This window comes from Peribacillus simplex (assembly GCF_001542915.1).
Classification (GTDB): Bacteria; Bacillota; Bacilli; order Bacillales; family DSM-1321; genus Peribacillus; species Peribacillus simplex_B.
The window spans coordinates 26,157-51,599 of sequence record NZ_LNNH01000007.1; the positions used below are offsets into that span (position 1 = coordinate 26,157).

The following is a 25,443-nucleotide window of genomic DNA, read 5'->3' on the forward strand; positions in this document are numbered from 1 at the left end:
ATGGACTTTGAAACGGTAATTGGTTTAGAAGTGCACGTAGAATTAAAAACGGATTCAAAAATATTCTCGGCGAGCCCGAATCATTTCGGTGCCGCTCCGAATAGTAACACGACCGTAATTGACCTAGGCTACCCAGGCGTATTGCCTGTCGTCAATAAAAAGGCTGTTGATTTTGCAATGAAGGCAGCCATCGCACTGAATTGTGAAGTGGCGGAAATTACGAAATTCGACCGGAAAAACTATTTTTACCCGGACAATCCTAAAGCGTACCAAATTTCGCAGTTCGATCAACCAATCGGTGAACATGGCTGGATTGAGATAGAAGTAGGCGGCAAGAAAAAGAAAATCGGCATCACCCGCATCCATATGGAAGAGGATGCAGGAAAGCTGACCCATAAAGGAAACTACTCACTATGTGATTATAACCGTCAGGGAACTCCACTCGTTGAAATCGTTTCCGAACCGGATATCACTTCTCCTGAAGAGGCATATGCCTATCTGGAAAAATTGAAATCGATCATTCAATATACAGGCGTTTCCGATTGCAAAATGGAAGAAGGCTCACTTCGCTGCGATGCCAATATTTCCTTGAAACCTGTCGGGCAAAAGGAATTCGGTACGAAGACCGAATTGAAAAACCTGAATTCCTTCAACTTCGTTCGCAAAGGCTTGGAGCATGAAGAAATCCGCCAAGCGGAAATCTTGAATGAAGGCGGCATAATCGAGCAGGAAACACGCAGGTTCGACGAAGCGACAGGCAGAACGGTCCTGATGAGGATCAAAGAAGGTTCCGATGATTACCGCTACTTCCCGGAGCCGGACTTATTGACGATCCATATCGATGATGAATGGAAAGCGCGCATTGCAGCTGAAATTCCAGAGCTTCCGGATGCCCGGAAAAAACGGTATGTCGAGGAATTCGGCTTACCGGAATACGATGCTGCCGTCTTAACGGTAACGAAAGAAACAGCCGATTTCTTTGAAGCGACAGCAGCGGCCGGTGCAGATGCAAAACTGGCATCCAACTGGATCATGGGCGAGGTTTCCGCATTCTTGAATGCCGAAGGAAAAGAACTGCATGAGGTCCAACTGACGGCCGAATCATTGGCAGGCATGATCAAGCTGATTGAAGACGGGACGATTTCTTCAAAAATCGCTAAAAAAGTTTTCAAGGAATTGATTGAAAATGGCGGGGATGCAGAAACGATCGTCAAGGAGAAGGGACTCGTCCAAATCTCCGATGAAGGAGCATTGTTGACTGCGGTTGAAGAAGCGCTCAATAATAATCCGCAATCAATCGAAGACTTTAAAGCCGGAAAGCAAAAAGCGATCGGCTTCCTTGTCGGGCAGATTATGAAGGCGACGAAAGGACAAGCCAATCCACAGCTTGTTAATAAAATCTTGGTCGAGCAAATCAATAAACGTTAATTTTTGGCCGTACCACTGTTAAAGTGGTACGGTTTTTACTTGATTTGGAATAGGGTTTAACGAGAATAATAAAAGGCAGCCGGCAAGCGAAAAAAAATTTGGAGTTATCTGTAGGGGTAACTCCTTTTTGTGTCGTCTATTACATGAATGTTTAACAGAAAGGAGGAAGAGAAGTGACGGATGAGCTAGTGGAGAAGGTCAGGGCTGGGAATGATCATGCATTCCGGATATTGATTGAAACGTACAAACAGACGATATATCGAACCGTCTATTCCGTTTTGCGCAATCAAAAAGATGCAGAAGATGTAACCCAGGAAGTCTTTATCAAAATCTATACTTCTCTTCCTCAATATAAGAATCAGGGCTTCAAAACTTGGATCACCCGTATAGCCGTCAATCATGCAATCGATCTTAAGCGAAAAAGGCAACGCCAAAAGGAAGAGCCGCATGAGGAAAGATCATCGGAAGCGGATTTGGGCGCATCTGATGATGTCGAGGCTGTTTTTTTTCAAAATGAAAGACGAAAGCAGGTATTGCGCAAGCTGAATGACCTCCCGGAGGGCTATCGTGACGTGGTATATGATTACTACATAAAGGAGAAGACATTCAAGCAAATTGCAGAGGAACAGCAGATCCAAGTGAAGTCTGTCGAGGTTAAGTTATATCGTGCAAGAAATTGGATGAGAAAACATTGGAAAGAGGAGGATTTTTCATGAATCATGTTTCCAAGGCTGGATGGGTTGCTTATTTGGCAGATGAAATGCCCGAGGATATAAAAATAGAATATGAAAATCATCTATACTCCTGTGACGAATGTTTGTCCGTTTATATGGAAGCGATGGAAATGGAAGAGGCCAGCCTGCTCATCGTCGGTGACATTGCAGATTCTGTCATGAAGTCGATCAAGCGGGAAAAAGGCGGAGGTGAGGAAGAGGCCACGCAAATCCGGAAAGAGCAATCACTTCGGACGATTGCCAGACATTATCTGATAGCGGCCGGATTCACGGTTTTATTAATGGCCGGCGGAGTATTTCAATCATTGACTGAATACGTGGATTCCGTGGAGACGACCAGTGTGAAGGAAACAAAATCCCTGACAGATGGGATTATCGATAAAACATTCAATTGGATGGACTCGATCGAAAAGAAAAATAAGGAGGGGTTTATTAATGAATAAAAGTCCTGTCATCGCTTTTTTATTATCGTTCCTTCCAGGATTCGGGCATTTTTATCTGGGCAGGACATATAAAGGATTATTTTATTTTCTTGCTGCGTTCGGATTTGGGTTTGGAGGGCTCATGCTTGCATTGATCAGTCATACGGATGCATTCCTGGCCTTTTCCGTAATTGGCATGGTGTTTTACTTCATTAGTATATTTGACTTGGTGGTCACCTCTTTAAGAAATCCGCATGGTGAAGCAGATATGGAGAAAGTGGCTGCCCAGCCGGAAGCGGAAAGATTTTATGTGATCATTCTTTCATTCGTTCCGGGCGTCGGGCATTTTCAGCTTGGCCTCATGAATCGGGGCCTCATTTTTCTCATCGGTTTTTTGGGATTGGGGATTATGGTGGTATTCCTGAGCATGCTGACACAGATGGAGGGTCTGTTAATATTCATGGCGCTATTGCCGGTCATCTGGATTTACAGCTTTTTTGATTCCGTTCAACAGCTGAATAAAAAGCAGCGAGGCGAGGAACTCATCGATCGGACCGTGCTGGAGGATTTCGAGCAAAGGCGGGAAACAGGCAAGAAGAGTAAATCAATTGCAACTTTATTCTCCATCTTCCCTGGGGCCGGCCACTTATATTTGGGCCTGCAAAAACGCGGAATTCAATTGATGGCAGGTTTTTTGTTTGCCATTTACATATTGGATTTGCTCCGGTTGGGCTTCTTCTTTTTCCTTATTCCGATCATCTGGTTTTATAGCTTTTTCGATGGATTGCAAAAAGCCTCGAAAATGGAAGAAGGACCTGTTGAAGATACGCCGATCATTTCAGGAATCGACAACCAACAAAAATGGATAGGGTTCGGTTTGATGGGACTTGGAATCTATTTCTTGACCAGTAATATCATCGTACCTGCGATTGCCCCCCATTTGGATGAATGGATTGGAAGTAACCTGGAATATTGGTTCAGAGATTACTTCCAAAAAGGATTGGTGTGTATCCTTCTTATAGGCGGCGGAATCAAATTGATTGCGGGTAGTAAAAAAGCTAGGGTGGAGGAGGAGACAAAATGAGGACATGGAGAGTCGGAACGATTTCAATGGGTGCTGCCCTTGCAGGTTTAGGTGTGGTTTTACTGGTATCCCAATTCCTGCATCTGGATTTGACGACGATTTTCCTATCATGGTGGCCGCTAGTGTTCATCATCTTGGGAGCTGAGATTCTTTTCTTTGTCTTTTTCTCCAGAAAAGAAAGTTCCTTCGTTAAGTATGATATTCTTAGCATTCTGTTCGTGGGCTTGCTTGGGATGCTGGGAATAGTATGCATTTTGCTAACGTCTAGCGGCCTGATGGATCAGGTCAGGGCAGCGGTGAAAAGCGAAGAAAAGACCGTCCATTTACCTGGCTTCAATGAAAAAGCCGGAAAAGGAATACAAAGAGTCGTCTTGGATTCCGGTTCATACCCCTTGACGGTCGAAAGCGGTACAGAGGAGTCGGTTTCCATTTTCGGAACATATGATGAGCTGGGAATGGAGACTTCAGGGCCACTGCTGAAACGGGTGGAAGATTATTTACTGGTTCAAAGAAATGGGGATACGCTTTATATCAGCTTCAAGGATTTACCGATCCAAAACCGGCTTTTGGACACTGGCAGCATGGATCTTGAGGCAACTCTCGTCATCCCTGCCGAGCTGGCCTTGGAGATAGAAGGCCAAAGTGCCGACCTTGTCTTGAAACCTCGTCAGCTCCTGAATGACTGGAATGTGAAGGGCAGCGGGAACCTTAGTGTGTTCCTTCAAGACAATAGCGATATCAAGATAGAGGCAAGAGGGGCCGACGAACTGGAAGGCCCCAAAGACGGCTGGAAGGTGAATGAAGGAAAACCGGAACAAATAAGTGAAAATGACCCTGCAAAAAAGAACGGAATATTCAAGTATGGAAAAGGGAATCATAGTTTAACGGTCACAGATACGATCCATGTTACGGTTCATAATCCGTGATCGAAATCATTTACTAGAATAAAATGATAAAAAGCATTATAATTTCCCTGATAACAATTCTGGAAAAATGCATATAAAGGTATGGACCGAAAGTTCGGTCCTCTTTTTTTTTTCGAATATTGCTTTTCATGTAACGAAGGATTAAGATGTAAATTATGGAATCAATATGTATAAGGATGATGGGAAATGAAAAGAGCAAGGTTGATTTACAATCCGACTTCTGGCCGGGAAGCCATTAAGAAGAGTCTGCCAGGTGTGCTAGCGAAGCTTGAGGAAGCTGGTTATGAAGCTTCTGCACATGCCACGACTGGTGCGGGTGATGCGACGAATGCAGCTAAGATCGCCATTGAACGAGGCTATGATATTGTCATTGCGGCAGGGGGCGACGGTACGATTTATGAGGTTGTTAATGGACTGGCCACGGCAGAAAAACGCCCGAAACTAGGGATCATTCCGACGGGAACGACGAATGACTTCGCCCGGGCGCTGCATTTACCGAAGTCAATTGAAGGGGCAGCTGAAATCATTGCCCGCGGGCATACGATGCCGATCGATATCGGGAAAATGAATGATAAATATTTCATCAATATTGCTGGCGGAGGCCGATTGACTGAATTGACTTATGACGTGCCGATCAAGCTGAAAACGATGCTGGGGCAGCTGGCATATTATATAAAAGGTATCGAAATGCTTCCATCGATTAAACCGACGGAGGTTTCCATTGAATATGATGGAAAGCTGTTTGAAGGAGAGATCATGCTTTTCTTGGTCGCCAACACGAATTCCGTCGGCGGCTTTGAAAAATTGGCTCCTGATGCATCCCTGAATGATGGCATGTTTACACTGCTCATCTTGAAAAAAGCCAATCTCGCGGATATTGTCCGTGTCGCCACATTGGCAATGCGCGGAGAGCATATTCATGATAAGAACGTCATTTATGAAAAAGCGAATCGGATAAAAGTACAGGCTAAAAAGGATATGATGCTTAACTTGGATGGCGAATTTGGCGGGATGGCCCCGGCTGAATTCGTAAATCAGTACCGCCATTTTGATGTATTCATCCCACAAGGAATATTGCCGGACGATCCGACAAATAAATAGGAAAAAAGGTCACGGAAATCCAGTGGCCTTTTTCAGTAAAACGTTGCAAGGAGAATGCGTGAATATGTATATTAGGCAAGCGAAACCGGAAGATGCGGACAAGGCAGCTTCATTGATCCGGTTAGCGATTAAGGAAATTGCAGAAGCATTGACCGGAGAAATGGAAGAAGAAAGGATTCTTTCCGTTCTTGCCGATTTTTTCAAAAAAAGCGGAAATCGGATCAGTTATGAAAACACCTTCGTAAGTGTTCATGAGGGGGAAATATCGGGATTGATCATTGCCTATCATGGGAAGGACGCGCAGGAATTGGATGCGCCGATCGTCGGACACTTAAGGCGGAAGCGGAAAGATCCCAGCATCACGATTGACAAAGAAGCGGATACGGATGATTTTTATTTGGATACAATATGCGTCGACCCAAATTTCCAAGGAAAAGGGATTGGGAGCGCATTGATTCGATATGTTGAGGAATATGCCAAACAAAAAGGATATCCAAGGGTTTCTTTAGTTGTTGAACATGTAAATGAAGGGGCAAGCCGCCTTTATAACAAATTAGGCTATAAAGAACTTAAGACGGTTACCATCAGCGGTTATGAATTTGGCTATTTGGTTAAACGAATAGAAGAACCCCCTGCTTGACAGGAGGTTCCCACTGTAGACAAACTCGATGATAATCAAGTTTGTCTATTTTTATGAGTTGTACTATGTAGCCGTGAATTTCCACTCCAGGCACTCGCTTATCCAGAGGCGGTCGGGGAGCCTCCTTGGCGCTTTGCGCCTACGGTGTCTCCACTAGACGTGCTTTCCCCGCAGGAGTCTCGTACCTTACGTTCCAATCAACTTTGTTTAAATTCATAGGTAGAAGCCTTTTCCACTGGATAAATTTGATAAGAAATCTCACCACTTTTTGATGATTTTTGTTGTCTGTACATCGTGATAAAGATGAGCAGGTTGCACAGGTGTATTGGGGAGATTTGTACTCACGATAGCCCTCTTTATTCGTTGGTTGTCGAGTACGTTAAAAGCTAACAATTAAAATGTTCATCGTATACCTAGTCATGTTTGCGAAAGTACCCTTATTTGTTCGAGGGTGTGTATAGGGTAAAGCCCGTATGTTTTCTTTATTAAATAGCTAGTGATTGCTGGTGTTTTATAAGCGGCATCTGCGGCAATGGCTTTTGGCAAACCCGTTGCGGTCTGCAGCGCGTGGAATGAATAGGCAAACTGTTTTGTTCGTTCATCTTTTACCTAGTAGCCACTCTCAGAATCTGTTGTACTTTCTTGTATTTCTTTGCCGGAATATCTGGCAAACACATGTGGAAGGTCAGATCATCTGCGTCATCATCAAGATGTAAACCCTGTCTATGCGATACGTAAGAAACGATAGAGCGTGTATTCGCAGATGCAAAAGAAATGGTATGCCTTGGACTACTTTAAGGGGACTTAAAAAATTGTCGTTGCAGGCGATGCTTACTTTCGCTGCCATGAATGTAGAAAAGATGGCCAATTGGACATGGCAAGGTCCAAGACTGGCCTAATAAAGGGTGGTCGTAGAGCTACGATCTCTAAAAATCAGGAGAACATTCGAAAAGAATTTCAAAAGGGGGGCGGAATATATAATTCCGCCCCCCTTTTGTCTACAAACTGGCCCCCCTTCTTGACAGGGGGGTCTTCTTATATGCCAGCGATTACATTTGCTGTCCGTTCATGGCTGCCCAATCGGCATAGGTTCCGCTGCCGTTACAACCAGGGCAATCGTGGATATCGGAAAAATGATATTCAGTTGGCACGAAGGAGCTGTATCCACGCCCGTAACAATCCGGACAAAGGCCTTTTTCCTCCATACTTGCTCGATGTTTTTCTAACCGTGTTGCATTCCAGGCTGATATAGAGTTAAACAAACCCATTTTTCTCACCTCAACTAATTTTCCTTATTTTTCTTTTTTTATCGTACTTTTATGCATGGAACTATGAAAAACCCATAATTCCTTCCCCTATATTTTTATGAAAAAAAGGGTAATTTGGTGAGTCGTTTTGTGGCAAGGCTCCGATTGTGGTAAAATACAGGCTAGCATAAAAAAGAAAAGAGAAGATGATATGAAAAAAACAGCACCTGTTGCTAAAAACGATATAATAGAGGTTTTATTCGAGGACTTAACACATGAAGGAGCAGGAGTCGCTAAAGTCGATGGCTACCCAATCTTTGTTCAGAATGCCCTTCCTGGTGAAAAAGCGAAAATTAAAGTGATGAAGGCCAATAAAGGATATGGCTTCGGCCGATTGATGGAGATTATAGAAAACAGTCCATATCGTGTCGAGGTTAAAGCGGAAGACTTCCATAAATATGGCGGATGTCAGCTGCAGCATATGAGCTACGAAGGACAGCTGGAATTCAAGGAAAAGCAAGTCCGTGAAGTGATGGCGCGGATCGGGAAATTGGAAGGCGCGGTTGTCCATCCGATCATCGGCATGGAGAACCCGACTCATTATCGAAATAAGGCGCAAGTGCCTGTCGGCGATAAGGATGGAGAGTTAATCGCGGGATTCTTTAAACCACGGACACATGAGATTGTCGAAACAAAAGAAAGCATCATCCAACATGAAGTGATCAGTGAGGCTGTTCAAGTTGTGAAGGAGATTTTCAGTAAGCTTGGCATTCCTGCTTACGATGAGGAGTCACACAAAGGTGTATTGCGGCACATCATGGCCCGTTACGGCAAGCAAACAGGCGAATTGATGATCGTTCTCGTTACAAGAACGAAAAGCATTCCTTTCATAGAAACCATCGTCAAGGAAATCGTGGACCGCCTGCCTAAAGTGAAATCAATCGTACAAAATGTGAATTCCAAGAAAACGAACGTCATCCTAGGCGATCACATGACCTTATTATGGGGCGACGAAGTGATTCATGATATGATCGGCGATGTGAAATTTGCCATTTCCGCTAAATCCTTTTATCAAATCAACCCCGATCAAACCAAGGTTCTTTATGATAAAGCACTTGATTACGCGGGGCTAACGGGAGAAGAGACGGTGATTGATGCATATTGCGGCATTGGCACGATCTCGTTATTCCTGGCTAAACAAGCGAAAAAAGTCATCGGTGTTGAAGTGGTGGAAGAAGCGATCGAAGATGCTCGCCGCAATGCTGAGTTGAATGAAATCACGAATGCCGAATTCATCGTTGGTGATGCTGGCAATGTTATTGCTGAATGGTACCAAAAAGGAAACACGGCCGATGTCATCGTCGTCGATCCACCTCGCAAAGGCTGTGAGGAATCTCTTCTTAACACAATCATCGAGATGAAACCGAACAAAGTGGTCTATGTATCATGCAACCCAGGCACTTTAGCTCGTGATCTTCATATCTTGGAAGCTGGTGGATATAAAGCAGTCGATATCCAGCCAGTGGATATGTTCCCGATGACGACACATGTGGAAAACGTTGTGTTATTAGAGCTTAAATCATAACCTAACAAAGAGTCCAGTCCTCGTGACAGGGCTCTTTTTCCTTAAGTTCTGCTGTTGATAAGGAGGGTTTTTTTCACTTGTATATTCTCGACTCCCTAACTTGGACATATATTAAGAAATATGAAATGGGAGGCAAGGTGATTTTATCAATTTTCAAAAAGTGGTGGCTGTCATTGTTGGTAGCTTTTTGTTGGGTTTCGGAATCAATGGTTTTTTAGTCCCTCATCACCTGATAGACGGCGGCGTTATTGGAATTGCCCTCATCCTACATTATTTTTTTGGTTTTCAAACGGGACTTTCGATGCTAGTCCTTAGTGTGCCTATATTTTTTTATGCATGGTGCTATGAACGGCCCTTTTTCTATAGCAGTGTCCACGGTCTGCTTTTGACCTCCCTGTTCATGGATTGGCTAAACCCGCTGAAAAAGGTTTTTTCCTTATCGATACTGACCAGCTCCTTAATAGGCGGAGTTATCATAGGAATGGGCATCGGGCTCATGCTTCGATATGAGACAAGCAGCGGCGGAACGGATATGCTAGCCAAAATCATATCCAAATCCTCCTCATTGGATATTGCTTTAGCGATTATCCTTATAGATACCCTCATCATTTCAGCGGCTGTCTTCACCCTGGGTGTGGAAATATTCTTGTTTTCATGCGTGACGATCGTCATTATCGGTCTGACCACCTCGCTTTTGAAAGTGAGACATTAACTTGCGGCCATCAGTTTTTTAAGATATATGCTACATCGTCAATTGCTTTTTGCAGCTTTACGCTGTTCTTGCTATACATTTCTTTAGCTTCCTTTGACTCCGTCCCGAGGGCAAACAATTCCAAATCGGCCTGGCATTTTTTCAAGGTTGCCAGCAGTAAAGGTTTTTCTTGTGGAGAAGGAATCTTGAGTTTATCATCAAAAAGGTCGACCGTTAATTCCCCATTGGAATTCGCTTGGGCAAGAAAAACATTTTCAAGGGTCACCCCCAGCTTATCTATTTCAGTATGAAGCCAATTACGATTCAGTCCTATCGTTGAAAGTGGTTCATCAAGTATAAGGCCGTCCATGACGACTGTTTGCGGCTCCTTGACTGCTGCGACTGGAATGTTAAGATCTTTAGGTGTCAAAGGCTGATTCTGCTTCTTTAACATGACCGAAAAATCCCCGTTCGCTTCCAGTAAGGCAAACTCGACTTCGGAAACATCGAAGACATCCTTTTTCCGAAGCAAGGCTAACAACTCATCGATTGTATATTTTTCTTTCTTCAGATTATCTTCCATGACCTTGCCATCCTTGATGAAAACGGACGCTTTTCCTTCTACAAGATCACGGAAGGTTTTGCTTTTTAATGATATCGACCCTGCAAGGAAGGGAGCCAAGGCAAAAACGAGGATGGACAGTACCCCGTGTATAATGTTTCCCTCCACTTTGGTAGCCAATTCCGCCCCGACATTACCAATGGTTATGCCTGTAACATATTCAAAAAAGGAAAGCTGGGATAATTGTTTTTTCCCTAACACTTTCGTGATCAAGAAAAGAACGATTAAAAAGAATAGTGACCGCATTACGATTTCTAACCAATTCGGCATTACCTAACACCTCCTGCAATAATCCATGTTCTAAAAGCCTTTATATTGCGGTTCTTCCAGCTCCAGTTTTCCGACGCGTTCCTGTACCTCCCTCATGACCTCATTCACCACCAGCATCGTTTCATGCAAGGCTCGCTTCGATTCTTCATCTTGGGTCCGAAGTGCCAAGCTGGATAACCCGGCTTCGATTCCTTTTAGGCTGGAGACACATTGCTTCACTTCTGATGCTATCGTCATGGTGCATCCTCCTCTAAATTCGAAAATCAAGCATCATTTCCTAAAAAGTCATGGTTGCGGCTCACCGTCAAATTCAATTGATACAGCATGGGCAATTGCTGGAATCGTTTCATTTTGTTGAAAGGAAAGGGGAGATAACAACGCACCCGTGGCCACGACGAGCATCTTATTGATTTCGCCTTTTTTCATCCGGTTCAATAAATGCCCATAAACGACGGCCGCCGAACAACCCGGTCCGCTTGCCCCTGAGAGGACAGGCTGTCCGTCCCGATATATCATTGTACCGCAATCCATATATTGCTCTTTCTTCATTTTGATTCCATGGTTATTCAATAACTCCAATGAAACATCATGCCCAATCTGGCCTAAATCGCCGGTCACAATTAAATCATAATAGGATGGATCCAAATTCCGTTCTCTTAAATGGGCTTCAATGGTATCGACCGCAGCAGGTGCCATGGCCCCACCCATATTGAAAGGGTCGGTCAACCCCATGTCGATCACACGTCCGATCGTAGCTGAAGTGACCCTCGGTCCTGTTCCAGCCTTGCTTAATAAAGCCACTCCTGCACCAGTAACGGTCCATTGTGCGGTTGGTGGTTTTTGCCCGCCATATTCAGTAGGGTAGCGGAATTGTTTCTCCACGGCAGCGTTATGGCTCGATGCCCCTGTCAATAAGTAATCTGCCCCGTTCGTATTGACGAGGTACGCGCCGAGAGCTAGACCCTCCATGGACGTGGAGCAGGCTCCAAACAAGCCGAGGTAAGGAGTGCCCAGAGTGCGGCAAGCAAAGCTGGTGGGTGTCATTTGGTTGATAAGGTCGCCTCCAAGGAAAAATTGAATCTGTTCCTTCTGGAGGCCAGCCTTTTCGATTGCCTTCGTACACGCGTCTTCCAATAACACCTTATGAGCTTTTTCATAGGTATCTTGATTAATCCACAAATCGGAATGAAGGAGATCGAAATCATCGGCAAGCAATCCGTTCGCCTCGAAAGGGCCGCCGACGGTACCGGTTGAGACAATGACGGGCTTCTGGTCAAACACCCAAGTGCGATGCCCTGTATGCATGGAAAACCACCTCTTTTTGTTTTTTTACTCGTATGTACAAATGGACTTATATATATAAAAAAGGTTGATCGATGAAACCAACCTTTTTTATAGGAAAGTCCATTATTGTTTGTATTGTGGTTCCTCGTTCTCGATTTCATTAATGCGAGGAGTAATGCTGTCTACAATCGTTTGGGTTTGTTGCGCCGCTTGTTGGTAGAGCTGTTTGGCTTGCTCATTATCGGTGGAAAGAGCGAAGGTTTCAAAGCTCGCTTGCGCACTTTTAAGACCGGCTAAAGTAGTTTTAACATCATTGATTACAGTCATTTCCGGATTCCCCCTTGTTTTATATTGCCTTTTTAGCGTAAGGAAAATTTCGGCTTTATATACGTGCCAATTTTTCCTTTAATCAAACGTTTGATTAATAGGAAGAGAGCAAGTTTTGATTTAAATATTGACTCAATTCAGAATTGTGCATATAATAATTAGAAAATATAACGTCATCACGTGAGGTGATATAACATGGAAATTATGGATGATGTATATAATAGAACGGTTTTAGAGATATCATCTGAAGATGCCGTAAAAGACTTGCAATTCATTAAAAATAAACAACAGTCTGAAATTGAATCGATTAAATACAAAATTCATAAATACGAACAAAAGCGAAGTGCTGAGGAAGCTTGGTATCAATCCCTTTCTCCATTGAAACGGTTTTTTACCGGGCATGCACCAAGCCATCACAAGGCAGTGGAGCATTTGGTGAATGTCAAAGATAGATATAAAAAAATCGAGACGATAAAGCGAAAGATCGCTTTTTTGGATGAAGTGATTGGCATGCTGGAAGCGGAACCGGAAAGGCGGGAATTACATTTGCCCACTGACATCATTAAAGAGATGATCGCCAGTCAGAAAGACGAGGGACGACCAAGATGACATTAGAAACGTTAAACGCGGGCTTGGATACGATTTGGGTCGTTTTGACGGCAGCGATGATATTACTGATGGAAGGTGGGTTTGCCTTATTGGAGGCGGGATTCGTTCGGACCAAAAATAATGTGAATATCATCATGAAGGTTTTTGCCGATATCACGATCGGGACGCTATGTTATTTTGTCATTGGTTTTGGCTTAATGTATGGAACCGATGTATTTGGTCTTGTCGGGACAAGCGGCTTTCTGCTCAAAGGTGATTTATCGCATATCGACCTGACGATTTCCATTGATGCCTATTGGTTATTTCAAGGGGCATTCGTCATTGCCGTCATCTCCATCGTTTCCGGAGCGGTTGCCGAGAGAATTAATTTTCGGGCATACCTCATTTTTGTCGTCATGATGACGGCCTTCATCTATCCGGTAGCAGGACACTGGATTTGGGGCGGAGGCTGGTTAAACGAGTTAGGCATGCAGGACTTTGCAGGGTCGGCTGTCATTCATGCACTCGGTGGTTTTTCTGCACTGGCGGCCGCCATAGTCATTGGGCCGAGAGCAGGAAAATTCACCGCGGTGGGAACAAGCTCGATTTCACTGCCGAGCAACCTCCCGTTGGCTTCTGTCGGAGCCTTTCTCTTATGGTTCGGCTGGTTTGGGTTTAATGCTGGAAGCACTTTGCAGGCTACAGATGCCCGCATTGGCCATATTGCCATCGTCACGATGCTCTCAGCGGCATCTGGAGGGGCTGTGACGTTGCTTTATACACTATTCAGGTATGGCAGATCGGATGCACCATCCGTCATTAATGGCTCACTTGCAGGACTTGTCGGGATCACGGCAGGCTGTGCATTCGTTAGTGATCTTGCTGCAATACTGATCGGAGCCATTTCCGGGCTGCTGATGCTCGCTGCAACCAATTGGCTGGAGGCCAGGAAAATCGACGATCCGGTGGGCGCCTTTCCCGTTCATGCGGCCTCTGGCATGTGGGGGACGATAGCATTGGGCCTTTTCTCCACTGAAGGCGGATTGTTTACAGGTGGAGGATGGCATTTACTTGGGGTGCAATCGGTAGGATTAGTGGCACTATGCCTATGGGGCTTCTCACTGACATGGATCGTTTTTAAAATCATCAATATTTGGGTCCCGACAAGATCGACTGATGAAGAGGAAGAACTGGGTTTGGATATCAGCTATCACGGAATCATGGCCACACATACTTCGCCGGAATTCATCAAGGTCGAAGAATACTTTAAGCGGGATGAAGAAGCGAAAGATGTTTCACGTTAAAACTAATGGTAGAATCAAGTAAGAGGTGATTACAAATGAGCACATGCAACCTTAATCATTCACAGCAAGATGTCAACCTGAAATTGAATGCTCAACTGGAATTTTTACCACCAACATTGAGCCAAGCATTAAATCTTTTTCTGGATAATGACCATTCGCAGGAAACCTTGAATGAACTTTTTCACCTATTGAAAAAATATGACTTGTCCTCCAAGGAGGAACAAGAATCAAGAAATCAAAAAATGAACCATCTTATGCTGGAACGGGAATGAAGCCCGTTCTTTTTTTATCTGTTTTTTTGTTGTAATGACATTATTAATCGATCGATTGATTAATTTTTTATAGAAATGGGCGAGTGAAAGAAGAACACGTCAATTCGCGAGTGAAAGTTCGAAACTCGCGAGTAAAGTGCCCAAATTGAAGATAAAAAAATGAAGCCCATTATGAGCTCCACTTATCTTACATTTAAAAGCCATCATCTGTTGCGTTGAAGGGGATATTGAGGTTCCTTTCGACGGCGCGCAGGCGTTGATTAAGCCTGTTCAGTCTATTGGTATGACGCTGATCGGTTTGACTTAGCCTGGATATTTCTTGGTTAACACGGTTCACTTCCCGGTTTACACGTGTGATTTCTTGGTTGAGGCGAGTGAGTTCCCGCGTTTGTCGCTCATTTTGCCGCTCTAGTTCACGTACCCTTCTTTCGAGTTGCTGAGATTGCGGCGGCTGCCTGTCGGAGTCGAATGGGTCTGTTGAAGAATTGAATGGGTTTTCTTGATTCTGTGGGAGGTTCCATTCCTGCTGAGGAACATACTCAGAATCAAATCGTTCTGGCTGTTGAAAATAGGGGTTGAAACTCGGCTGAATGTACTGCTGATTTCCGTTTTGTTGTGGATAAGGATAAAATCCGGATGAATTCATTGTCAACACTCCTTTTAAATTCAGGATGGATACGTAATAACTTATGTAAGTTCTGGTGAAGTGGCAAGGCGATAGCCTATAAAAGCCAGTTGGGCGGGTGTGTTTTTCAAAGAAAAATTTCAATAAATTTGCAGAAATCAATCTGTTCCTATATCGTTTAAGATAGAGAGAAATCTTCGCATATTGAAACTTATCAAAAGGATAATCCGTATATATAGAAAAGCGTGTAAGTCAGGAGTGTAATGATCATGAATCGATTTCTTACTGATTTTATTTCCATATTGATGGCATTTCCAGTCATTTTGCCGGTGTTGCTGGTGAGCTATTTCGCCTTTAATCTGCCCCTTGCTGCCTCCGTTGCCATTTCCATTGCCGGAGGTGCGCTTGCATACTGGCTGAGTACGGCTTACTTTTCTTCGCGATTCCTTAAAAAGCATGGATTGACAAGAAAAGAATATCAATATATAAAGAAAAATATAAGTGAAGCAAAACAGAAAATATGGCGGGTGCAAAAGGCGTTAATCTCTGTCAGGCATATTTCTTCTTTTAAGCAAAGGAAGGATATGATTAAAATGATCAGGAAAATATATAGTCTTACCAAAAAAGAACCGAAGCGGTTTTATCAGGCTGAACAATTTTACTATTCCCATCTCGATTCTGCCACAGAGCTTGCTGAGAAATATGTTTTTTTATCACAGCAACCAAGAAAGAACAGGGAACTCGAGCTCTCTTTAGCGGAAACCCGAAAAACTTTGAAGGACCTCACTAAAACGATAGAAAAGGATTTATATCATGTGATTGCCGATGATATCGATAACCTTAATTTCGAGTTGGATGTAGCAAAGCATTCGATCAAAACGAGAAAAGAATCACAAGTAATCGATGAAAGCAGGAGGTTAAAATGAATAATAACGATCCAAACCTGTTGAATAAAACGGATAATGCCAATTTACTCGATGATCTCCTGTCCAATCCATTCAATGAGTTGCAGGAAAAGACGCCTTCATCCTCACAGGAGGCTAAGCCGGTTAAATTGATTGATGTCATCCCAGAGGAAAATCGGGCAAAGGCTTATCAGCTTGCCGAACAAATTGATCCAACGAATCATCAGGCGATGATATCTTATGGCACGCCTGCCCAATCGAAGCTTTTGACCTTTTCCAATTCGATGCTTGAGCATGTTCAGAAAAAGGATGTCGGTGAAGTGGGGAGCATTATCAGTGACTTAATGAAGAAGTTAAACGAATTGAGTCCTGATGAGCTTAAACCGGATAAACCGTCATTTTTTGCGCGTATGTTCGGTAAGCTGTCCGGTTCCGTTCAGGAAGTGCTTTCTAAATATCAAAAAACTGGCGCGCAAATTGACAGAATCAGCGTGAAGCTTGACCGGAGCAAGAATATCCTGCTTTCGGATATCGTCATACTGGAAAAACTTTATGAAACGAATAAGGACTATTTTCAGGCGTTGAATGTCTATATTGCTGCCGGGGAAATCAAACTGGAAGAAATTCATGGGAAAACGATCCCTGAGCTGAAAAAATCCGCTGAATTAAGCAATGACCAAATGAAGTTTCAAGAGGTCAATGATATGCGCCAATTCGCCGAGCGACTGGATAAAAGGCTGCATGATTTGAAACTGAGCCGTGAAATCACGATTCAAAGCGCACCGCAGATCAGGCTGATTCAAAACACGAATCAGGCGCTAGTCGAGAAAATACAGTCTTCGATCATGACGGCCATTCCTCTTTGGAAAAATCAGGTGGCGATAGCCTTGACCTTAATCAGGCAGCGCCATGCAGTTGAAGCGCAAAAGCAAGTTTCCAAGACTACCAATGACTTGCTCTTGAAGAACTCTGAAATGCTGAAAGTAAATACCATTGAAACGGCAAAAGAAAATGAACGGGGACTTGTCGATATTGAAACATTAAAGAATACTCAAGCTAACTTGATTTCGACATTAGAAGAAACGATGAGAATCCAAGAAGAAGGCAGGCATAAACGGCGACAGGCGGAGCAGGAACTGGCATCGATGGAAAATGAATTGAAGCAGAAACTATTGGAGATAAAGGGATAGGGGGAGAACGGCATTGGAAATAATGGAAGCGATAAAAACGAGGCGAAGCATAGGAATCGTTAAGCAAGACCCTGTACCTAAAGAAATCATCGAGCAAATCATCGAGGCGGGTACATATGCACCAAACCATCATCGAACGGAGCCGTGGCGTTTTTTTGTATTGACAGGGGAAGGCAGAAATAAACTTGGCCATGTATTCGAGGAAATAACAAGGATTGAAAATGCAGATGACACACCGGAAAGCTTGATCAGCAAACTTGAAAGGCAAAAGAAAAATCCCCTGAGGGCACCGGTCATCATCGCAGTGGGCATAGAGCCCAGTGATAAGAATAATGTCCTTGTAGCCGAAGAGTATGCCGCAGTGAACAGTGCCATCCAAAATATGCTGCTTGCTGCACATTCCCTCGGGCTGGGTGCAGTGTGGAGAACGGGAAAAATAACTTATCATGAGAAGGTGCGGGATTTCTTCCGTTTATCCTCAAAAGGTGAAGTGCTGGCATTCATTTACTTGGGCTTTCCTGACATGGAGCCGAAGCCTGCCAAGAAAACACCGATTGATCAATTGACCACTTGGATCGGGTGAAATGAATGGCTGCAGCAGTGAAACATCCTGCTGCAGCTTTTTTTATTGGAGGGACTTCGGAAAGGACAGGCTTCATTTCAAGTGACGAGTGCGGATTTAGGTTGTACAATACATAGGAAGAATAAATTATGATGAATTAGGATGTGTCTATAGATGAGAACGATTGATCCATTTGAGATTCTCGATGGAAAAGCGATTAAATTTCTGGATGTTTTTGGCGTCGAGGATGGGATTGCTTTAAAGAGCAAATATGAAGATAAAACGTATTGGATATATGATTATTATTGCATGCATCAGTCATGTGACTGTCAGGAAGTGTACCTTGAATTCGTGGAGGCCCGCAAAAACAATAACCAGGCAGGGCAGCATTTTGGGATTCGCGTATCTTTCAGCGATCATAAATTCACCCTAGAGGACTATAATATATCCAAGCAAAAGGCGATGGATATTGCGGAAGACACGTTAAAGTACAGCAACGACATCATGGCGTTATTTAAGCAGCGGTATCAGCAAATGAAGGAAAAAGGAACGCAAATCATCATGGAAAGTGCAAAGGCAGCCAAAATGCCTCATGTTCATACAGAACCAGTTATCGGAAGAAATGAACCATGTCCTTGCGGAAGCGGAAAAAAATACAAAAAATGCTGCGGAGCAGCTTGATCGATCTTGGAGGGTGACTCGAAATAGAGCGCCCTCTTTTTTTGTAAAAAATTGAAAAAAATAGTAGCGGAATAAGAACGTTTGTTCTATAATTGATTATACCAGATATCAACAGATAAAGAAATAAAAAGTAGGATTTTAGACCGAATTTTCTAAAAACTTCTTTTTTATTTTCAAAAATCTGGTATATATAAGAGAGAAGGGTTTTTTGATCTCATCTCTTTCAACGGTAGACGGCAACCAGACGGGATGCGAATCCCTGCACTGATGGCAGTTTAACTTAATGAACGAAGGAAGGGGTAATCAAATGACAAGAGAAAAAAGATTAATACCTTACAAAGTTCTTGAAGTAATGGAAACGGTGAAAGAAAAGATTCCCGAGGGCATCGAGCTTGTGAAAGCCCCTGCAGTTTGGGAAAAAAGCAATTATGGTGAGGGTGTTGTAGTCGCCGTCATCGATACAGGAATTGATAAGGAGCATCCAGACCTCAAAGAGAGAATCATTGGCGGGAAGGATTTTACCAATACCGGAGATTTTCAAGATGATAACGGGCATGGAACACATGTATGCGGTACGATACTGGCTTCCATTAATAACGTTGGTGTAGTGGGAGTGGCTCCGAAAGCAAGCATTTTGGCCTTGAAGGCCTTGAATGGGCAGGGTCAAGGTGAAATAGATTGGATCAATGGAGCCTTGGAGTATGCGATCAATTGGCAGGGGCCGAATGAAGAAACGGTTTCGGTCATTTCACTTTCACTTGGGGGGCCGCCGGATGAGGCGGAACATAAGCTGATTCAAAGGGCCATCCAGAAGGACATTCTTATTGTTTGTGCGGCTGGGAATAGCGGGGATGGGCGTCATGAAACCGATGAATTGGATTATCCAGGTGCGTATCCAGAGGTAGTGGAAGTCGGAGCTGTGGATTTAAGCAGAAATTTAGCGGATTTCTCAAATACGAATGATGAAATTGACTTGGTTGCGCCAGGAGTCGATATACTCTCTACGTATCCAGGTAATAAATATGCCAGACTCAGCGGAACATCAATGGCAACTCCGCATGTAAGCGGTGCAGCAGCTCTCTTGAAAGTGATAGCTGAACAGGACTTTGGCCGCAAGCTGACAGAGGCAGAATTGTATGCTCAGTTAGTGAAAAGTACGGAAGATTTGGGAATCAGTAAAAAAGCACAAGGCAATGGGCTGCTCAACTTAACCATTGCGGACCAAAGGGTTGAAAAATCTATTAAGATTACCATAGAGTCAGAGAACCTTAAATTACCGAGTAAATCAGTGGTCATGGAATACTGACAAAAAAGGTGTCCCAGGATTCTTGGGACACCTTACTCAATAATTTTATCGTTTATTTTTTCTTAGCGCTGCAATAAGTGCTACAAGGGACAAGATCAGTGCTATGACAGATAGGGTGATGATCAGTGTTTCATTACCATTACTTTTATCATCTGCTGTTGCCGTGTCCTTTGAATTGTCGGTTGCTTTGGAATCATCGGTTGCAGCTTCATCTTCGTGCCCGTGATCAGGGGACTCTGCATCAGCCTTTGGGGCTACCGAAATTTGCGTTACTGAATGCGGTAGGGCGGAACCTTCATCACCGCTCCATTCGACGATTTCACCATCTTTATAATATTGAAAGGCGTCCCAAGCGACCTTCGTTTCTTCTTTAGGGTTTTGGGCAATGAATGAGAATTGCTGGAATTGTCCAGCGGATATGCCTTCACCGGTTGCTTCCCAAGTTACCGTTTTAACACGCCCATCCTTATCTCCTTCAGTTGTCACTTTCCATCCTGGTACAGGCTCATAGCTTTCAAAGGTAACCCCTTCAGGAACCTTTAAAGTCACTTTCGTTGTCGGCGTTTCTTTTTCGACTGGAACTTTTATCGAGTAGGTTTCCCATGCCTCAGGGGCAGATGAACTAGGTTTGACAGTAACGTGTGCATTCGCCGAACCAGCGAATATGAGTAATGCTGCAAATGTAGAGATGAGTAGTTTTGTAATGTTTTTCATCAGTATAATTCCCTCCAGTTATGAATTCCCTATAAAAATTGTAAAATCAGCATTGATCGAATCGAGATTTTCCGTTAAACCGTGAACATGAATATTCCACTTTCCTGGCAAGGTTAGTATAGACTTTGAGGTGAACTTACCTTTGGTTTTCCCCTGCAATTGCAGCTTTATTTCACCGCCCTGCCCATCTGCAGGCTGCATCGTGAGGGTTAGCTGCTCGATATCAGCAATTGGCTCACCGCCATTTGCCAGTTCAACTTGAATCCGGTTATCCCCGACTTCATTCGGGGTGACCATTAATGTAACCTCATTGTTTTCTTCTGTCTTTATCGTTTTTTCAAATGGTCCGGGAGAAGACATCGCAGTTTGGACATTAGTCAATAGAGCTGCAACAAGGAGTACTGCCACACCAATTCCAAGCTCGATTCCTGCGCTATAGCCCAGTTTTTTCGTTTGCTTTTTCCCCTTGAGGAAATGCCAGGCACCTAAAACGATCATGATTGTCATGAGAACGATTTTCGCAAGCAATAATTGACCATAGGTTGTGTTGAACAAGGAATGGATGGTCGGTACATGCTGCAGGCTGCTATATATGCCGCTAATGACCAGGATGATTACACATGCGAAAGCCCATCTGGAAAACTTTTGAATGATCGTCCAGTAAAAGATTTTTTTATCCTCCTGGACTGCCTGCCGGTCGGCTAGCCCAGGCAATATCACCAATAAGGCCATAAGTCCGCCCATCCATAATGCCATCGACAATATGTGGAGGAAATCCATCAAGACGGCGAGAACGTGATTAGGAACGGCTGCCGTATGTCCAGTTAAAGCCTTACCAAGCATTAAGAAGGCCGTCAGGATAAAAGAAAGGAAGGGCAGAGCTTTATTCAAGGGATTCTCAAGCATGAAATAAAGAGCTAAAAATAGAAGGATCAACATGAGTATTTGAATGATCCAGATGGTACCGAAGCTTGTGCCATTCAGTACTTCCTTGATATATGTCCCATTAAAAGCATCCGTCCAGCCCACGCCAGCGTCAATCGTCACCTTTAAAGGCAAACTGCAGAAGGTGGCAAGAGCTAAACCAATGTAGGAAATCCATAGATATAGACGTGCTCTTCCGCTAGCTTGAAAAAGGCGGGAGTCCTTCGTTAAAGATAGGCGGAAAAATAGAATACCAGCAACGGCCGCGAAGCTTATGTATTGAAGGCCTTGCAAGAACACATTTATGGAAGTCGGAAAACCTGCGTTCATTTTTGAATGATCTTGGTCTGATAAGGAGGCTGAGTCGCCGAATTGAAAGGGGATTGTCCCTTCGATCGGATGGCCGTCACTCGAGACCACTCTCCATTTAATATAATAAACGCCTTCATCGACAGTGCCTTTCCACTTAGCTTCCAATATCTTCTCGCTTTGTTCCGATATGGCGCTTTTTTGAACGGGAACCTTCTGTCCATCTTGACTGAAGACTTCAAGCGAATGGAAAGCCGGCTGTATATTCTCGCTGAATTGAATGCTGATCTTTTCAGGAAGAGTATCCATGGCTTCATTCGGGCTAGGATTGGAGCTAATTATTGTAGCATGCCCAAAAGCCATTGCCGGGTATAGAAATAAGGTAAATAGGCTGATTACCAGCCATAAGTAATTCTTCATCTTGGTATGCCATCACCCTTTCATTAGGTTATGTAAGCTTATTATAAAAGGAAAATGTGAAAAAACAGTGAAAATAAATGAAGCATCCAAAGGCAGTTTCAAGGCTCGATGGATTTAGCTAACGATAATGTCAAAGTGGCCTGGCTCCAGTCATTATAGACATGTAAATGATAAGTTGACAATGGAAATGGTGCACCTCATTCACCCAGCTTTAGAAATAATTAAGGTTTCTTTAGTATTATAACCTTATTATGCTTGCTGGAATCATAGGGGGATACAATGCTTAACCAAGGAGTAAAGGAAAAAAGCATGAAGGTGCTTTTGGCTGGTTCTCTCATTGGCATGGGGACATTCACGTACTTGCCTGATGCTAACGCTGCAAAAGCCGGCATCGCACAAGAGGTTAATACGATAAATGTTCTGTCAAAGTTAGAGATGGAAGGGGCTTCTCTCAATTAAGATTTTTCAGAAAGTGTACATGACTATCGAGCAACAGTCGAGAATGATATTGAAAAGTTCGACTTGCATGCCGAAAGTCAAAGTGAGAATGCCGCCATTTTCGTGAACGGTACGAAGCTGATAAATGGTGTGGCCAGGAACCTGCCTCTTCAAACAGGCATGAATAGGTTTGAAATTACCGTCAGCGATGGAATTAGTGAGGCGGTTACCTATACCGTCGTAATCGAAAAGCTTGAAAGTGGCGATAATCGCTTAACTTCAATCGGGGTTATCTCAGGGCTCGCTGGCTTTTAATCCCAATGTATCATCGTATCATGCTTCGGTGGAGAATAAAGTCAAGAGCGTTACGATATCTCCATCCTTGAGTGACCGTGCGGCTCATGTAGTGGTTAATGGAAAAGATGTAACGAAAAGTGGTGTGGAGGTTCCGCTTCCGATTGGTGACACAGCAGTGAAGATTATCGTGACTGCAGAAAATGGGGACGAAAGAACCTACTTGCTTACGATTACGAGGGCTGACGGCAAGAAAACGGAAAAGGAGGAGAAGGATACCTCTCAAGAGGATAAGGGGCAAAAGCAACCAGCAATCGAAACGCCCCCTTCGACTGGAGCGGTTAAAGCAGATACTCTTTCTGCTCGTACATTTAATGATCAAAAAGCGACAAATGTCAGTCACACAGGAAAGGCAGCACAGCCTGAAAATGTTTCAATCCAAAAAATGAATGCCGGTATAGATAAGGGATCGGCAGCAGAGCGTGTAGAAAAAGAGGATGAAGCTCCTGCATTGAACCATTTGACAGCATCAACAGGAGAATGGAATAAACCCTTTCTTTCGAATGAGTATACATACCATATTGAAGTGGATAATGATGTGAACTCTGTGGAATTGGACGCTGCAACAGGAGCAGATGTGACAGCCATCGAATATGACGGCGGAAATAAAAAAAAGGTGAAGGTAAAGAATAAAGCGAAAACAGCCATTTCCGTTACCGTTTCAAAAGATGCGAAGCGACGTACTTACGTGCTTGTTTTCGAAAAGGATATGAAAGTGGAATTGGATGAGGAAGAAACTGTGGATGATGCCAAACAAGAGGAAAAAGGGGATTAATTGGGGGGTGGGAGATAAAGTTCAACACGGGCTTTAGGCGATTTTTCCTAAAAAAAAGGACAAGTTCCAATACTTGTCCTACGCTTTGTAAGGTAAAATGATTTCGACTTCGGTTCCGCGATTTAGCTCGCTGTAAAACCGGACCTTCCCCCCGTGTGCTTCAATGATCCTGCAGCTGACCGTCAAGCCTAGGCCGGTGCCTCTTTCCTTAGAAGAATAGAAAGGCTCTCCAAGATGCTTCAAGCGATTTTTTTCTATTCCACTTCCATTATCTTTAATGATGATCGAAAGGTTTTTGTCTGTATGCTCGAAGTCGATCCATATCTGGTCGGCGGCAGCCTCCATGGAATTCTTGAGCATGTTTATGAATACTTGCTTTAGTTGATTTCCCTCACATGAAAGCAGCGGTATGTCATTTTTAACTGATATTGATATTTGGGCGGAGAAGGAGTCCGCTTCTGGCTTCAACAAGGTCTTGACTTCATTGATCAGTTCCACGATTTGCTGCTTGCTGAAAGGAAGCTCCTGTGGTTTTGCCAGAACGAGTAACTCGCTTACGATCAGATTGATCCGGTCCAGTTCACTTAGCATAATTGAGTAGTATTGTTCATGGGGATGGTCATTCTTTTTAAGTAATTGTACGAAACCTTTTAATGAAGTCAGCGGGTTCCGTACTTCATGGGCAACGCTTGCAGCCAGCTCGCCGACTATCGACAGTTTCTCGCTTCTCCTTAACCGTGCTTCGGTTTCCCGGATCTGCGTGACTTCTTTGGCATAAGTAATGATCCCGACCAAGTCGTCACCAATCATCATGGGGACGAACGTACAAGAAAGCAGGATGGACTTCCCGTATTTCGTTATAAATTGTATATCTTTCCCTTTTTTGATTCCTTTACGATTTTCCACGACATAGTCGCAGGATGTATGAATCAGTTCTGCATCTTCCGGTGAAAAATCCAGGTTAACGAAGGAGGAGCCATGGACTTCTTCTTGATGAAAGCCGGTAACCGTTTCAAACCTCGGATTCACGGTGGTGATCAACCCGTTTAAATCAAGCATGAGCATCGGGTATGGATTGTGTTCGAACAATGATTTATAACGTTGTTCACTATCGAATAATTGCTTCTCCGCAACAACTCTTTCAGATATATCCCTGCCGATGACGACTAGCCCTTTTCGGGAACCATCTTCAAAGAACAAGGGAACCTTGATCGTATCAAAGGTTTTGTGATTGCCATCTGGAAGCGGAATGATTTCCTCGCATCTTGTAATTACCCCTTTCATCCACGTTTCCTCATCGGAAACTTCACAGTAGATCAACGACTCTTTGTAAAATTCAGTGTATTCCGCCAGCTCGCTGTCTTTTTTGCCCTTATAATCCACATGCTCCAATTGAAATAATTGAAGTCCAAAGGTATTCGATTCCAGCCATCGCCCATCGCCATCCTTGAAGTTAACGAAATCGACCATCGAATTAATAAGTGTACGCCGGCGTTGCTCCGCTTCCTTTAATTGCTTGAATTCTTCCCTTTTAGCCAAGTAAAGGTATAAGACCATGCCTATCGATAAAAGAAAGAAAATGCCTTCCACTCTCTGTAGTTGAATGAAGACCTCTTTGTTTTGAATATTTGTCGTTAAGAAATAGTCGAACACGACTAGTGTAAGAATCCCGGAAAGGATATATATACTTAAAATGGAACGCTTGGACATGGAGA

Annotated in this window: 27 protein-coding genes and 4 pseudogenes; 21 read left to right on the forward strand and 10 right to left on the reverse strand. The window is 43.6% G+C overall.

What is annotated here, in order from left to right; all coding sequences use genetic code 11:
* From gatB to AS888_RS01975, 7 genes are all read left to right on the forward strand, one after another.
* Positions 1 to 1,428 (forward strand): Asp-tRNA(Asn)/Glu-tRNA(Gln) amidotransferase subunit GatB, encoded by a 1,428-nt coding sequence (gatB, locus tag AS888_RS01945; RefSeq protein ID WP_061140531.1) that lies wholly within the window; start codon positions 1 to 3, stop codon positions 1,426 to 1,428.
* A 173-nt stretch (positions 1,429 to 1,601) separates the two neighbouring features.
* Entirely contained in the window at positions 1,602 to 2,144 is a 543-nt protein-coding gene (locus AS888_RS01950; RefSeq protein WP_061140532.1) for an RNA polymerase sigma factor, read from the forward strand.
* Positions 2,141 to 2,605, forward strand: a complete 465-nt coding sequence (locus AS888_RS01955) for an anti-sigma factor (RefSeq protein ID WP_061140533.1) — start codon at positions 2,141 to 2,143, stop codon at positions 2,603 to 2,605. Before AS888_RS01950 ends, AS888_RS01955 begins: the two co-directional genes overlap by 4 nt.
* Positions 2,598 to 3,668: a TM2 domain-containing protein gene (locus AS888_RS01960; RefSeq protein WP_061140534.1), complete on the forward strand. Its 1,071-nt coding sequence runs from the start codon at positions 2,598 to 2,600 to the stop codon at positions 3,666 to 3,668. The genes AS888_RS01955 and AS888_RS01960 overlap by 8 nt, the downstream gene beginning before the upstream one ends.
* On the forward strand, positions 3,665 to 4,594 hold the full coding sequence (locus tag AS888_RS01965; RefSeq protein WP_061140535.1) for a hypothetical protein: 930 nt from the start codon (positions 3,665 to 3,667) through the stop codon (positions 4,592 to 4,594). The genes AS888_RS01960 and AS888_RS01965 overlap by 4 nt, the downstream gene beginning before the upstream one ends.
* A gap of 186 nt (positions 4,595 to 4,780) precedes the next feature.
* The gene (locus AS888_RS01970; protein WP_061140536.1) at positions 4,781 to 5,695 is read left to right on the forward strand and encodes a diacylglycerol kinase; all 915 of its coding nucleotides are present in this window, start codon (positions 4,781 to 4,783) and stop codon (positions 5,693 to 5,695) included.
* 64 nt (positions 5,696 to 5,759) lie between these two features.
* Positions 5,760 to 6,335 (forward strand): GNAT family N-acetyltransferase, encoded by a 576-nt coding sequence (locus AS888_RS01975; protein ID WP_061140537.1) that lies wholly within the window; start codon positions 5,760 to 5,762, stop codon positions 6,333 to 6,335.
* Between the two features lie 256 nt (positions 6,336 to 6,591).
* On the opposite strand, the pseudogene AS888_RS26600 reads toward AS888_RS01975, so the two are convergent.
* Positions 6,592 to 7,016: pseudogene (locus AS888_RS26600) on the reverse strand (IS5/IS1182 family transposase); the annotation flags it as partial.
* Between AS888_RS26600 and AS888_RS24825 the strand changes: the two are divergent.
* Positions 6,992 to 7,234: pseudogene (locus AS888_RS24825) on the forward strand (transposase); the annotation flags it as partial. The pseudogenes AS888_RS26600 and AS888_RS24825 overlap by 25 nt on opposite strands.
* A 150-nt stretch (positions 7,235 to 7,384) precedes the next feature.
* On the opposite strand, the gene AS888_RS01980 reads toward AS888_RS24825, so the two are convergent.
* On the reverse strand, positions 7,385 to 7,603 hold the full coding sequence (locus AS888_RS01980; protein ID WP_057913908.1) for a hypothetical protein: 219 nt from the start codon (positions 7,601 to 7,603) through the stop codon (positions 7,385 to 7,387).
* 190 nt (positions 7,604 to 7,793) lie between these two features.
* On the opposite strand from AS888_RS01980, the gene rlmD reads away from it, so the two are divergent.
* Complete coding sequence (rlmD, locus tag AS888_RS01985; protein WP_061140538.1) at positions 7,794 to 9,167, forward strand: 23S rRNA (uracil(1939)-C(5))-methyltransferase RlmD; 1,374 nt, start codon at positions 7,794 to 7,796, stop codon at positions 9,165 to 9,167.
* A 160-nt stretch (positions 9,168 to 9,327) separates the two neighbouring features.
* Complete coding sequence (locus tag AS888_RS01990) at positions 9,328 to 9,879, forward strand: YitT family protein (protein WP_081092269.1); 552 nt, start codon at positions 9,328 to 9,330, stop codon at positions 9,877 to 9,879.
* 10 nt (positions 9,880 to 9,889) lie between these two features.
* Here AS888_RS01990 and AS888_RS01995 read toward each other — a convergent pair whose 3' ends face one another.
* From AS888_RS01995 to AS888_RS02010, 4 genes are all read right to left on the reverse strand, one after another.
* Positions 9,890 to 10,750: a DUF421 domain-containing protein gene (locus tag AS888_RS01995; protein WP_061140540.1), complete on the reverse strand. Its 861-nt coding sequence runs from the start codon at positions 10,748 to 10,750 to the stop codon at positions 9,890 to 9,892.
* A 30-nt stretch (positions 10,751 to 10,780) separates the two neighbouring features.
* The gene (locus tag AS888_RS02000) at positions 10,781 to 10,987 is read right to left on the reverse strand and encodes a DUF1657 domain-containing protein (protein WP_061140541.1); all 207 of its coding nucleotides are present in this window, start codon (positions 10,985 to 10,987) and stop codon (positions 10,781 to 10,783) included.
* A gap of 48 nt (positions 10,988 to 11,035) precedes the next feature.
* Positions 11,036 to 12,055 (reverse strand): stage V sporulation protein AD, encoded by a 1,020-nt coding sequence (gene spoVAD / locus AS888_RS02005; protein WP_061140542.1) that lies wholly within the window; start codon positions 12,053 to 12,055, stop codon positions 11,036 to 11,038.
* Between the two features lie 102 nt (positions 12,056 to 12,157).
* The gene (locus tag AS888_RS02010; RefSeq protein WP_061140543.1) at positions 12,158 to 12,361 is read right to left on the reverse strand and encodes a DUF1657 domain-containing protein; all 204 of its coding nucleotides are present in this window, start codon (positions 12,359 to 12,361) and stop codon (positions 12,158 to 12,160) included.
* Positions 12,362 to 12,556: 195 nt separating this feature from the next.
* Between AS888_RS02010 and AS888_RS02015 the strand changes: the two genes are divergently transcribed.
* From AS888_RS02015 to AS888_RS02025, 3 genes are read left to right on the forward strand one after another with little or no spacing between them, the layout of a single operon-like run.
* On the forward strand, positions 12,557 to 12,970 hold the full coding sequence (locus AS888_RS02015) for a hypothetical protein (RefSeq protein WP_061140544.1): 414 nt from the start codon (positions 12,557 to 12,559) through the stop codon (positions 12,968 to 12,970).
* The gene (locus AS888_RS02020) at positions 12,967 to 14,253 is read left to right on the forward strand and encodes an ammonium transporter (protein WP_061140545.1); all 1,287 of its coding nucleotides are present in this window, start codon (positions 12,967 to 12,969) and stop codon (positions 14,251 to 14,253) included. Before AS888_RS02015 ends, AS888_RS02020 begins: the two co-directional genes overlap by 4 nt.
* A gap of 35 nt (positions 14,254 to 14,288) precedes the next feature.
* Complete coding sequence (locus tag AS888_RS02025) at positions 14,289 to 14,525, forward strand: hypothetical protein (RefSeq protein ID WP_061140546.1); 237 nt, start codon at positions 14,289 to 14,291, stop codon at positions 14,523 to 14,525.
* Between the two features lie 193 nt (positions 14,526 to 14,718).
* Here AS888_RS02025 and AS888_RS27010 read toward each other — a convergent pair whose 3' ends face one another.
* Complete coding sequence (locus AS888_RS27010; RefSeq protein ID WP_155645352.1) at positions 14,719 to 15,171, reverse strand: hypothetical protein; 453 nt, start codon at positions 15,169 to 15,171, stop codon at positions 14,719 to 14,721.
* Between the two features lie 248 nt (positions 15,172 to 15,419).
* Here AS888_RS27010 and AS888_RS02035 point away from each other — a divergent pair, with 248 nt between their 5' ends.
* From AS888_RS02035 to AS888_RS02055, 5 genes and pseudogenes are all read left to right on the forward strand, one after another.
* Positions 15,420 to 16,076, forward strand: coding sequence for a 5-bromo-4-chloroindolyl phosphate hydrolysis family protein (locus AS888_RS02035; RefSeq protein ID WP_061140547.1), 657 nt, complete (start codon positions 15,420 to 15,422; stop codon positions 16,074 to 16,076).
* Positions 16,073 to 17,245, forward strand: a complete 1,173-nt coding sequence (locus AS888_RS02040) for a toxic anion resistance protein (protein ID WP_061140548.1) — start codon at positions 16,073 to 16,075, stop codon at positions 17,243 to 17,245. Before AS888_RS02035 ends, AS888_RS02040 begins: the two co-directional genes overlap by 4 nt.
* 22 nt (positions 17,246 to 17,267) lie before the next feature.
* Positions 17,268 to 17,828, forward strand: coding sequence for a nitroreductase family protein (locus tag AS888_RS02045; protein ID WP_311316459.1), 561 nt, complete (start codon positions 17,268 to 17,270; stop codon positions 17,826 to 17,828).
* Positions 17,829 to 18,410: 582 nt separating this feature from the next.
* Positions 18,411 to 18,488: pseudogene (locus AS888_RS27190) on the forward strand (SEC-C metal-binding domain-containing protein); the annotation flags it as partial.
* 307 nt (positions 18,489 to 18,795) lie between these two features.
* Positions 18,796 to 19,794: a S8 family peptidase gene (locus AS888_RS02055; RefSeq protein ID WP_061140551.1), complete on the forward strand. Its 999-nt coding sequence runs from the start codon at positions 18,796 to 18,798 to the stop codon at positions 19,792 to 19,794.
* Between the two features lie 45 nt (positions 19,795 to 19,839).
* On the opposite strand, the gene AS888_RS02060 is transcribed toward AS888_RS02055, so the two are convergent.
* Positions 19,840 to 20,508 carry a YcnI family copper-binding membrane protein gene (locus AS888_RS02060; RefSeq protein WP_061140552.1) on the reverse strand — a complete coding sequence of 223 codons (669 nt, stop codon included), beginning with the start codon at positions 20,506 to 20,508 and terminating at the stop codon, positions 19,840 to 19,842.
* Positions 20,509 to 20,526: 18 nt separating this feature from the next.
* A complete protein-coding gene (locus AS888_RS02065) occupies positions 20,527 to 22,161 on the reverse strand; it encodes a copper resistance CopC/CopD family protein (protein WP_061140553.1) in 1,635 nt (544 codons plus the stop codon).
* A gap of 279 nt (positions 22,162 to 22,440) precedes the next feature.
* Between AS888_RS02065 and AS888_RS02070 the strand changes: the two genes are divergently transcribed.
* The 3 genes and pseudogenes from AS888_RS02070 (at position 22,441) to AS888_RS02080 (ending at position 23,728) form a co-directional block, all read left to right on the forward strand.
* Positions 22,441 to 22,620 carry a hypothetical protein gene (locus AS888_RS02070; protein WP_061140554.1) on the forward strand — a complete coding sequence of 60 codons (180 nt, stop codon included), beginning with the start codon at positions 22,441 to 22,443 and terminating at the stop codon, positions 22,618 to 22,620.
* A 15-nt stretch (positions 22,621 to 22,635) separates the two neighbouring features.
* A pseudogene (locus AS888_RS02075) lies at positions 22,636 to 22,914 on the forward strand (cadherin-like beta sandwich domain-containing protein); the annotation flags it as partial.
* A gap of 28 nt (positions 22,915 to 22,942) precedes the next feature.
* On the forward strand, positions 22,943 to 23,728 hold the full coding sequence (locus tag AS888_RS02080) for a cadherin-like beta sandwich domain-containing protein (protein ID WP_081092271.1): 786 nt from the start codon (positions 22,943 to 22,945) through the stop codon (positions 23,726 to 23,728).
* Positions 23,729 to 23,806: 78 nt separating this feature from the next.
* Here AS888_RS02080 and AS888_RS02085 read toward each other — a convergent pair whose 3' ends face one another.
* The gene (locus AS888_RS02085; RefSeq protein WP_061140557.1) at positions 23,807 to 25,438 is read right to left on the reverse strand and encodes a PAS domain-containing sensor histidine kinase; all 1,632 of its coding nucleotides are present in this window, start codon (positions 25,436 to 25,438) and stop codon (positions 23,807 to 23,809) included.
* Positions 25,439 to 25,443: the final 5 nt, after the last annotated feature.

Coding starts and splice junctions, on each gene's coding strand:
- gatB (WP_061140531.1), top strand. CDS start 1: ATGGACTTTGAAACGGTAATTGGTTTAGAAGTGCACGTAGAATTAAAA.
- AS888_RS01955 (WP_061140533.1), top strand. CDS start 2,141: ATGAATCATGTTTCCAAGGCTGGATGGGTTGCTTATTTGGCAGATGAA.
- AS888_RS01960 (WP_061140534.1), top strand. CDS start 2,598: ATGAATAAAAGTCCTGTCATCGCTTTTTTATTATCGTTCCTTCCAGGA.
- AS888_RS01965 (WP_061140535.1), top strand. CDS start 3,665: ATGAGGACATGGAGAGTCGGAACGATTTCAATGGGTGCTGCCCTTGCA.
- AS888_RS01970 (WP_061140536.1), top strand. CDS start 4,781: ATGAAAAGAGCAAGGTTGATTTACAATCCGACTTCTGGCCGGGAAGCC.
- AS888_RS01975 (WP_061140537.1), top strand. CDS start 5,760: ATGTATATTAGGCAAGCGAAACCGGAAGATGCGGACAAGGCAGCTTCA.
- AS888_RS01980 (WP_057913908.1), bottom strand. CDS start 7,603: ATGGGTTTGTTTAACTCTATATCAGCCTGGAATGCAACACGGTTAGAA.
- rlmD (WP_061140538.1), top strand. CDS start 7,794: ATGAAAAAAACAGCACCTGTTGCTAAAAACGATATAATAGAGGTTTTA.
- AS888_RS01995 (WP_061140540.1), bottom strand. CDS start 10,750: ATGCCGAATTGGTTAGAAATCGTAATGCGGTCACTATTCTTTTTAATC.
- AS888_RS02000 (WP_061140541.1), bottom strand. CDS start 10,987: ATGACGATAGCATCAGAAGTGAAGCAATGTGTCTCCAGCCTAAAAGGA.
- spoVAD (WP_061140542.1), bottom strand. CDS start 12,055: ATGCATACAGGGCATCGCACTTGGGTGTTTGACCAGAAGCCCGTCATT.
- AS888_RS02010 (WP_061140543.1), bottom strand. CDS start 12,361: ATGACTGTAATCAATGATGTTAAAACTACTTTAGCCGGTCTTAAAAGT.
- AS888_RS02015 (WP_061140544.1), top strand. CDS start 12,557: ATGGAAATTATGGATGATGTATATAATAGAACGGTTTTAGAGATATCA.
- AS888_RS02020 (WP_061140545.1), top strand. CDS start 12,967: ATGACATTAGAAACGTTAAACGCGGGCTTGGATACGATTTGGGTCGTT.
- AS888_RS02025 (WP_061140546.1), top strand. CDS start 14,289: ATGAGCACATGCAACCTTAATCATTCACAGCAAGATGTCAACCTGAAA.
- AS888_RS27010 (WP_155645352.1), bottom strand. CDS start 15,171: ATGAATTCATCCGGATTTTATCCTTATCCACAACAAAACGGAAATCAG.
- AS888_RS02035 (WP_061140547.1), top strand. CDS start 15,420: ATGAATCGATTTCTTACTGATTTTATTTCCATATTGATGGCATTTCCA.
- AS888_RS02040 (WP_061140548.1), top strand. CDS start 16,073: ATGAATAATAACGATCCAAACCTGTTGAATAAAACGGATAATGCCAAT.
- AS888_RS02045 (WP_311316459.1), top strand. CDS start 17,268: ATGGAAGCGATAAAAACGAGGCGAAGCATAGGAATCGTTAAGCAAGAC.
- AS888_RS02055 (WP_061140551.1), top strand. CDS start 18,796: ATGACAAGAGAAAAAAGATTAATACCTTACAAAGTTCTTGAAGTAATG.
- AS888_RS02060 (WP_061140552.1), bottom strand. CDS start 20,508: ATGAAAAACATTACAAAACTACTCATCTCTACATTTGCAGCATTACTC.
- AS888_RS02065 (WP_061140553.1), bottom strand. CDS start 22,161: ATGAAGAATTACTTATGGCTGGTAATCAGCCTATTTACCTTATTTCTA.
- AS888_RS02070 (WP_061140554.1), top strand. CDS start 22,441: ATGCTTAACCAAGGAGTAAAGGAAAAAAGCATGAAGGTGCTTTTGGCT.
- AS888_RS02085 (WP_061140557.1), bottom strand. CDS start 25,438: ATGTCCAAGCGTTCCATTTTAAGTATATATATCCTTTCCGGGATTCTT.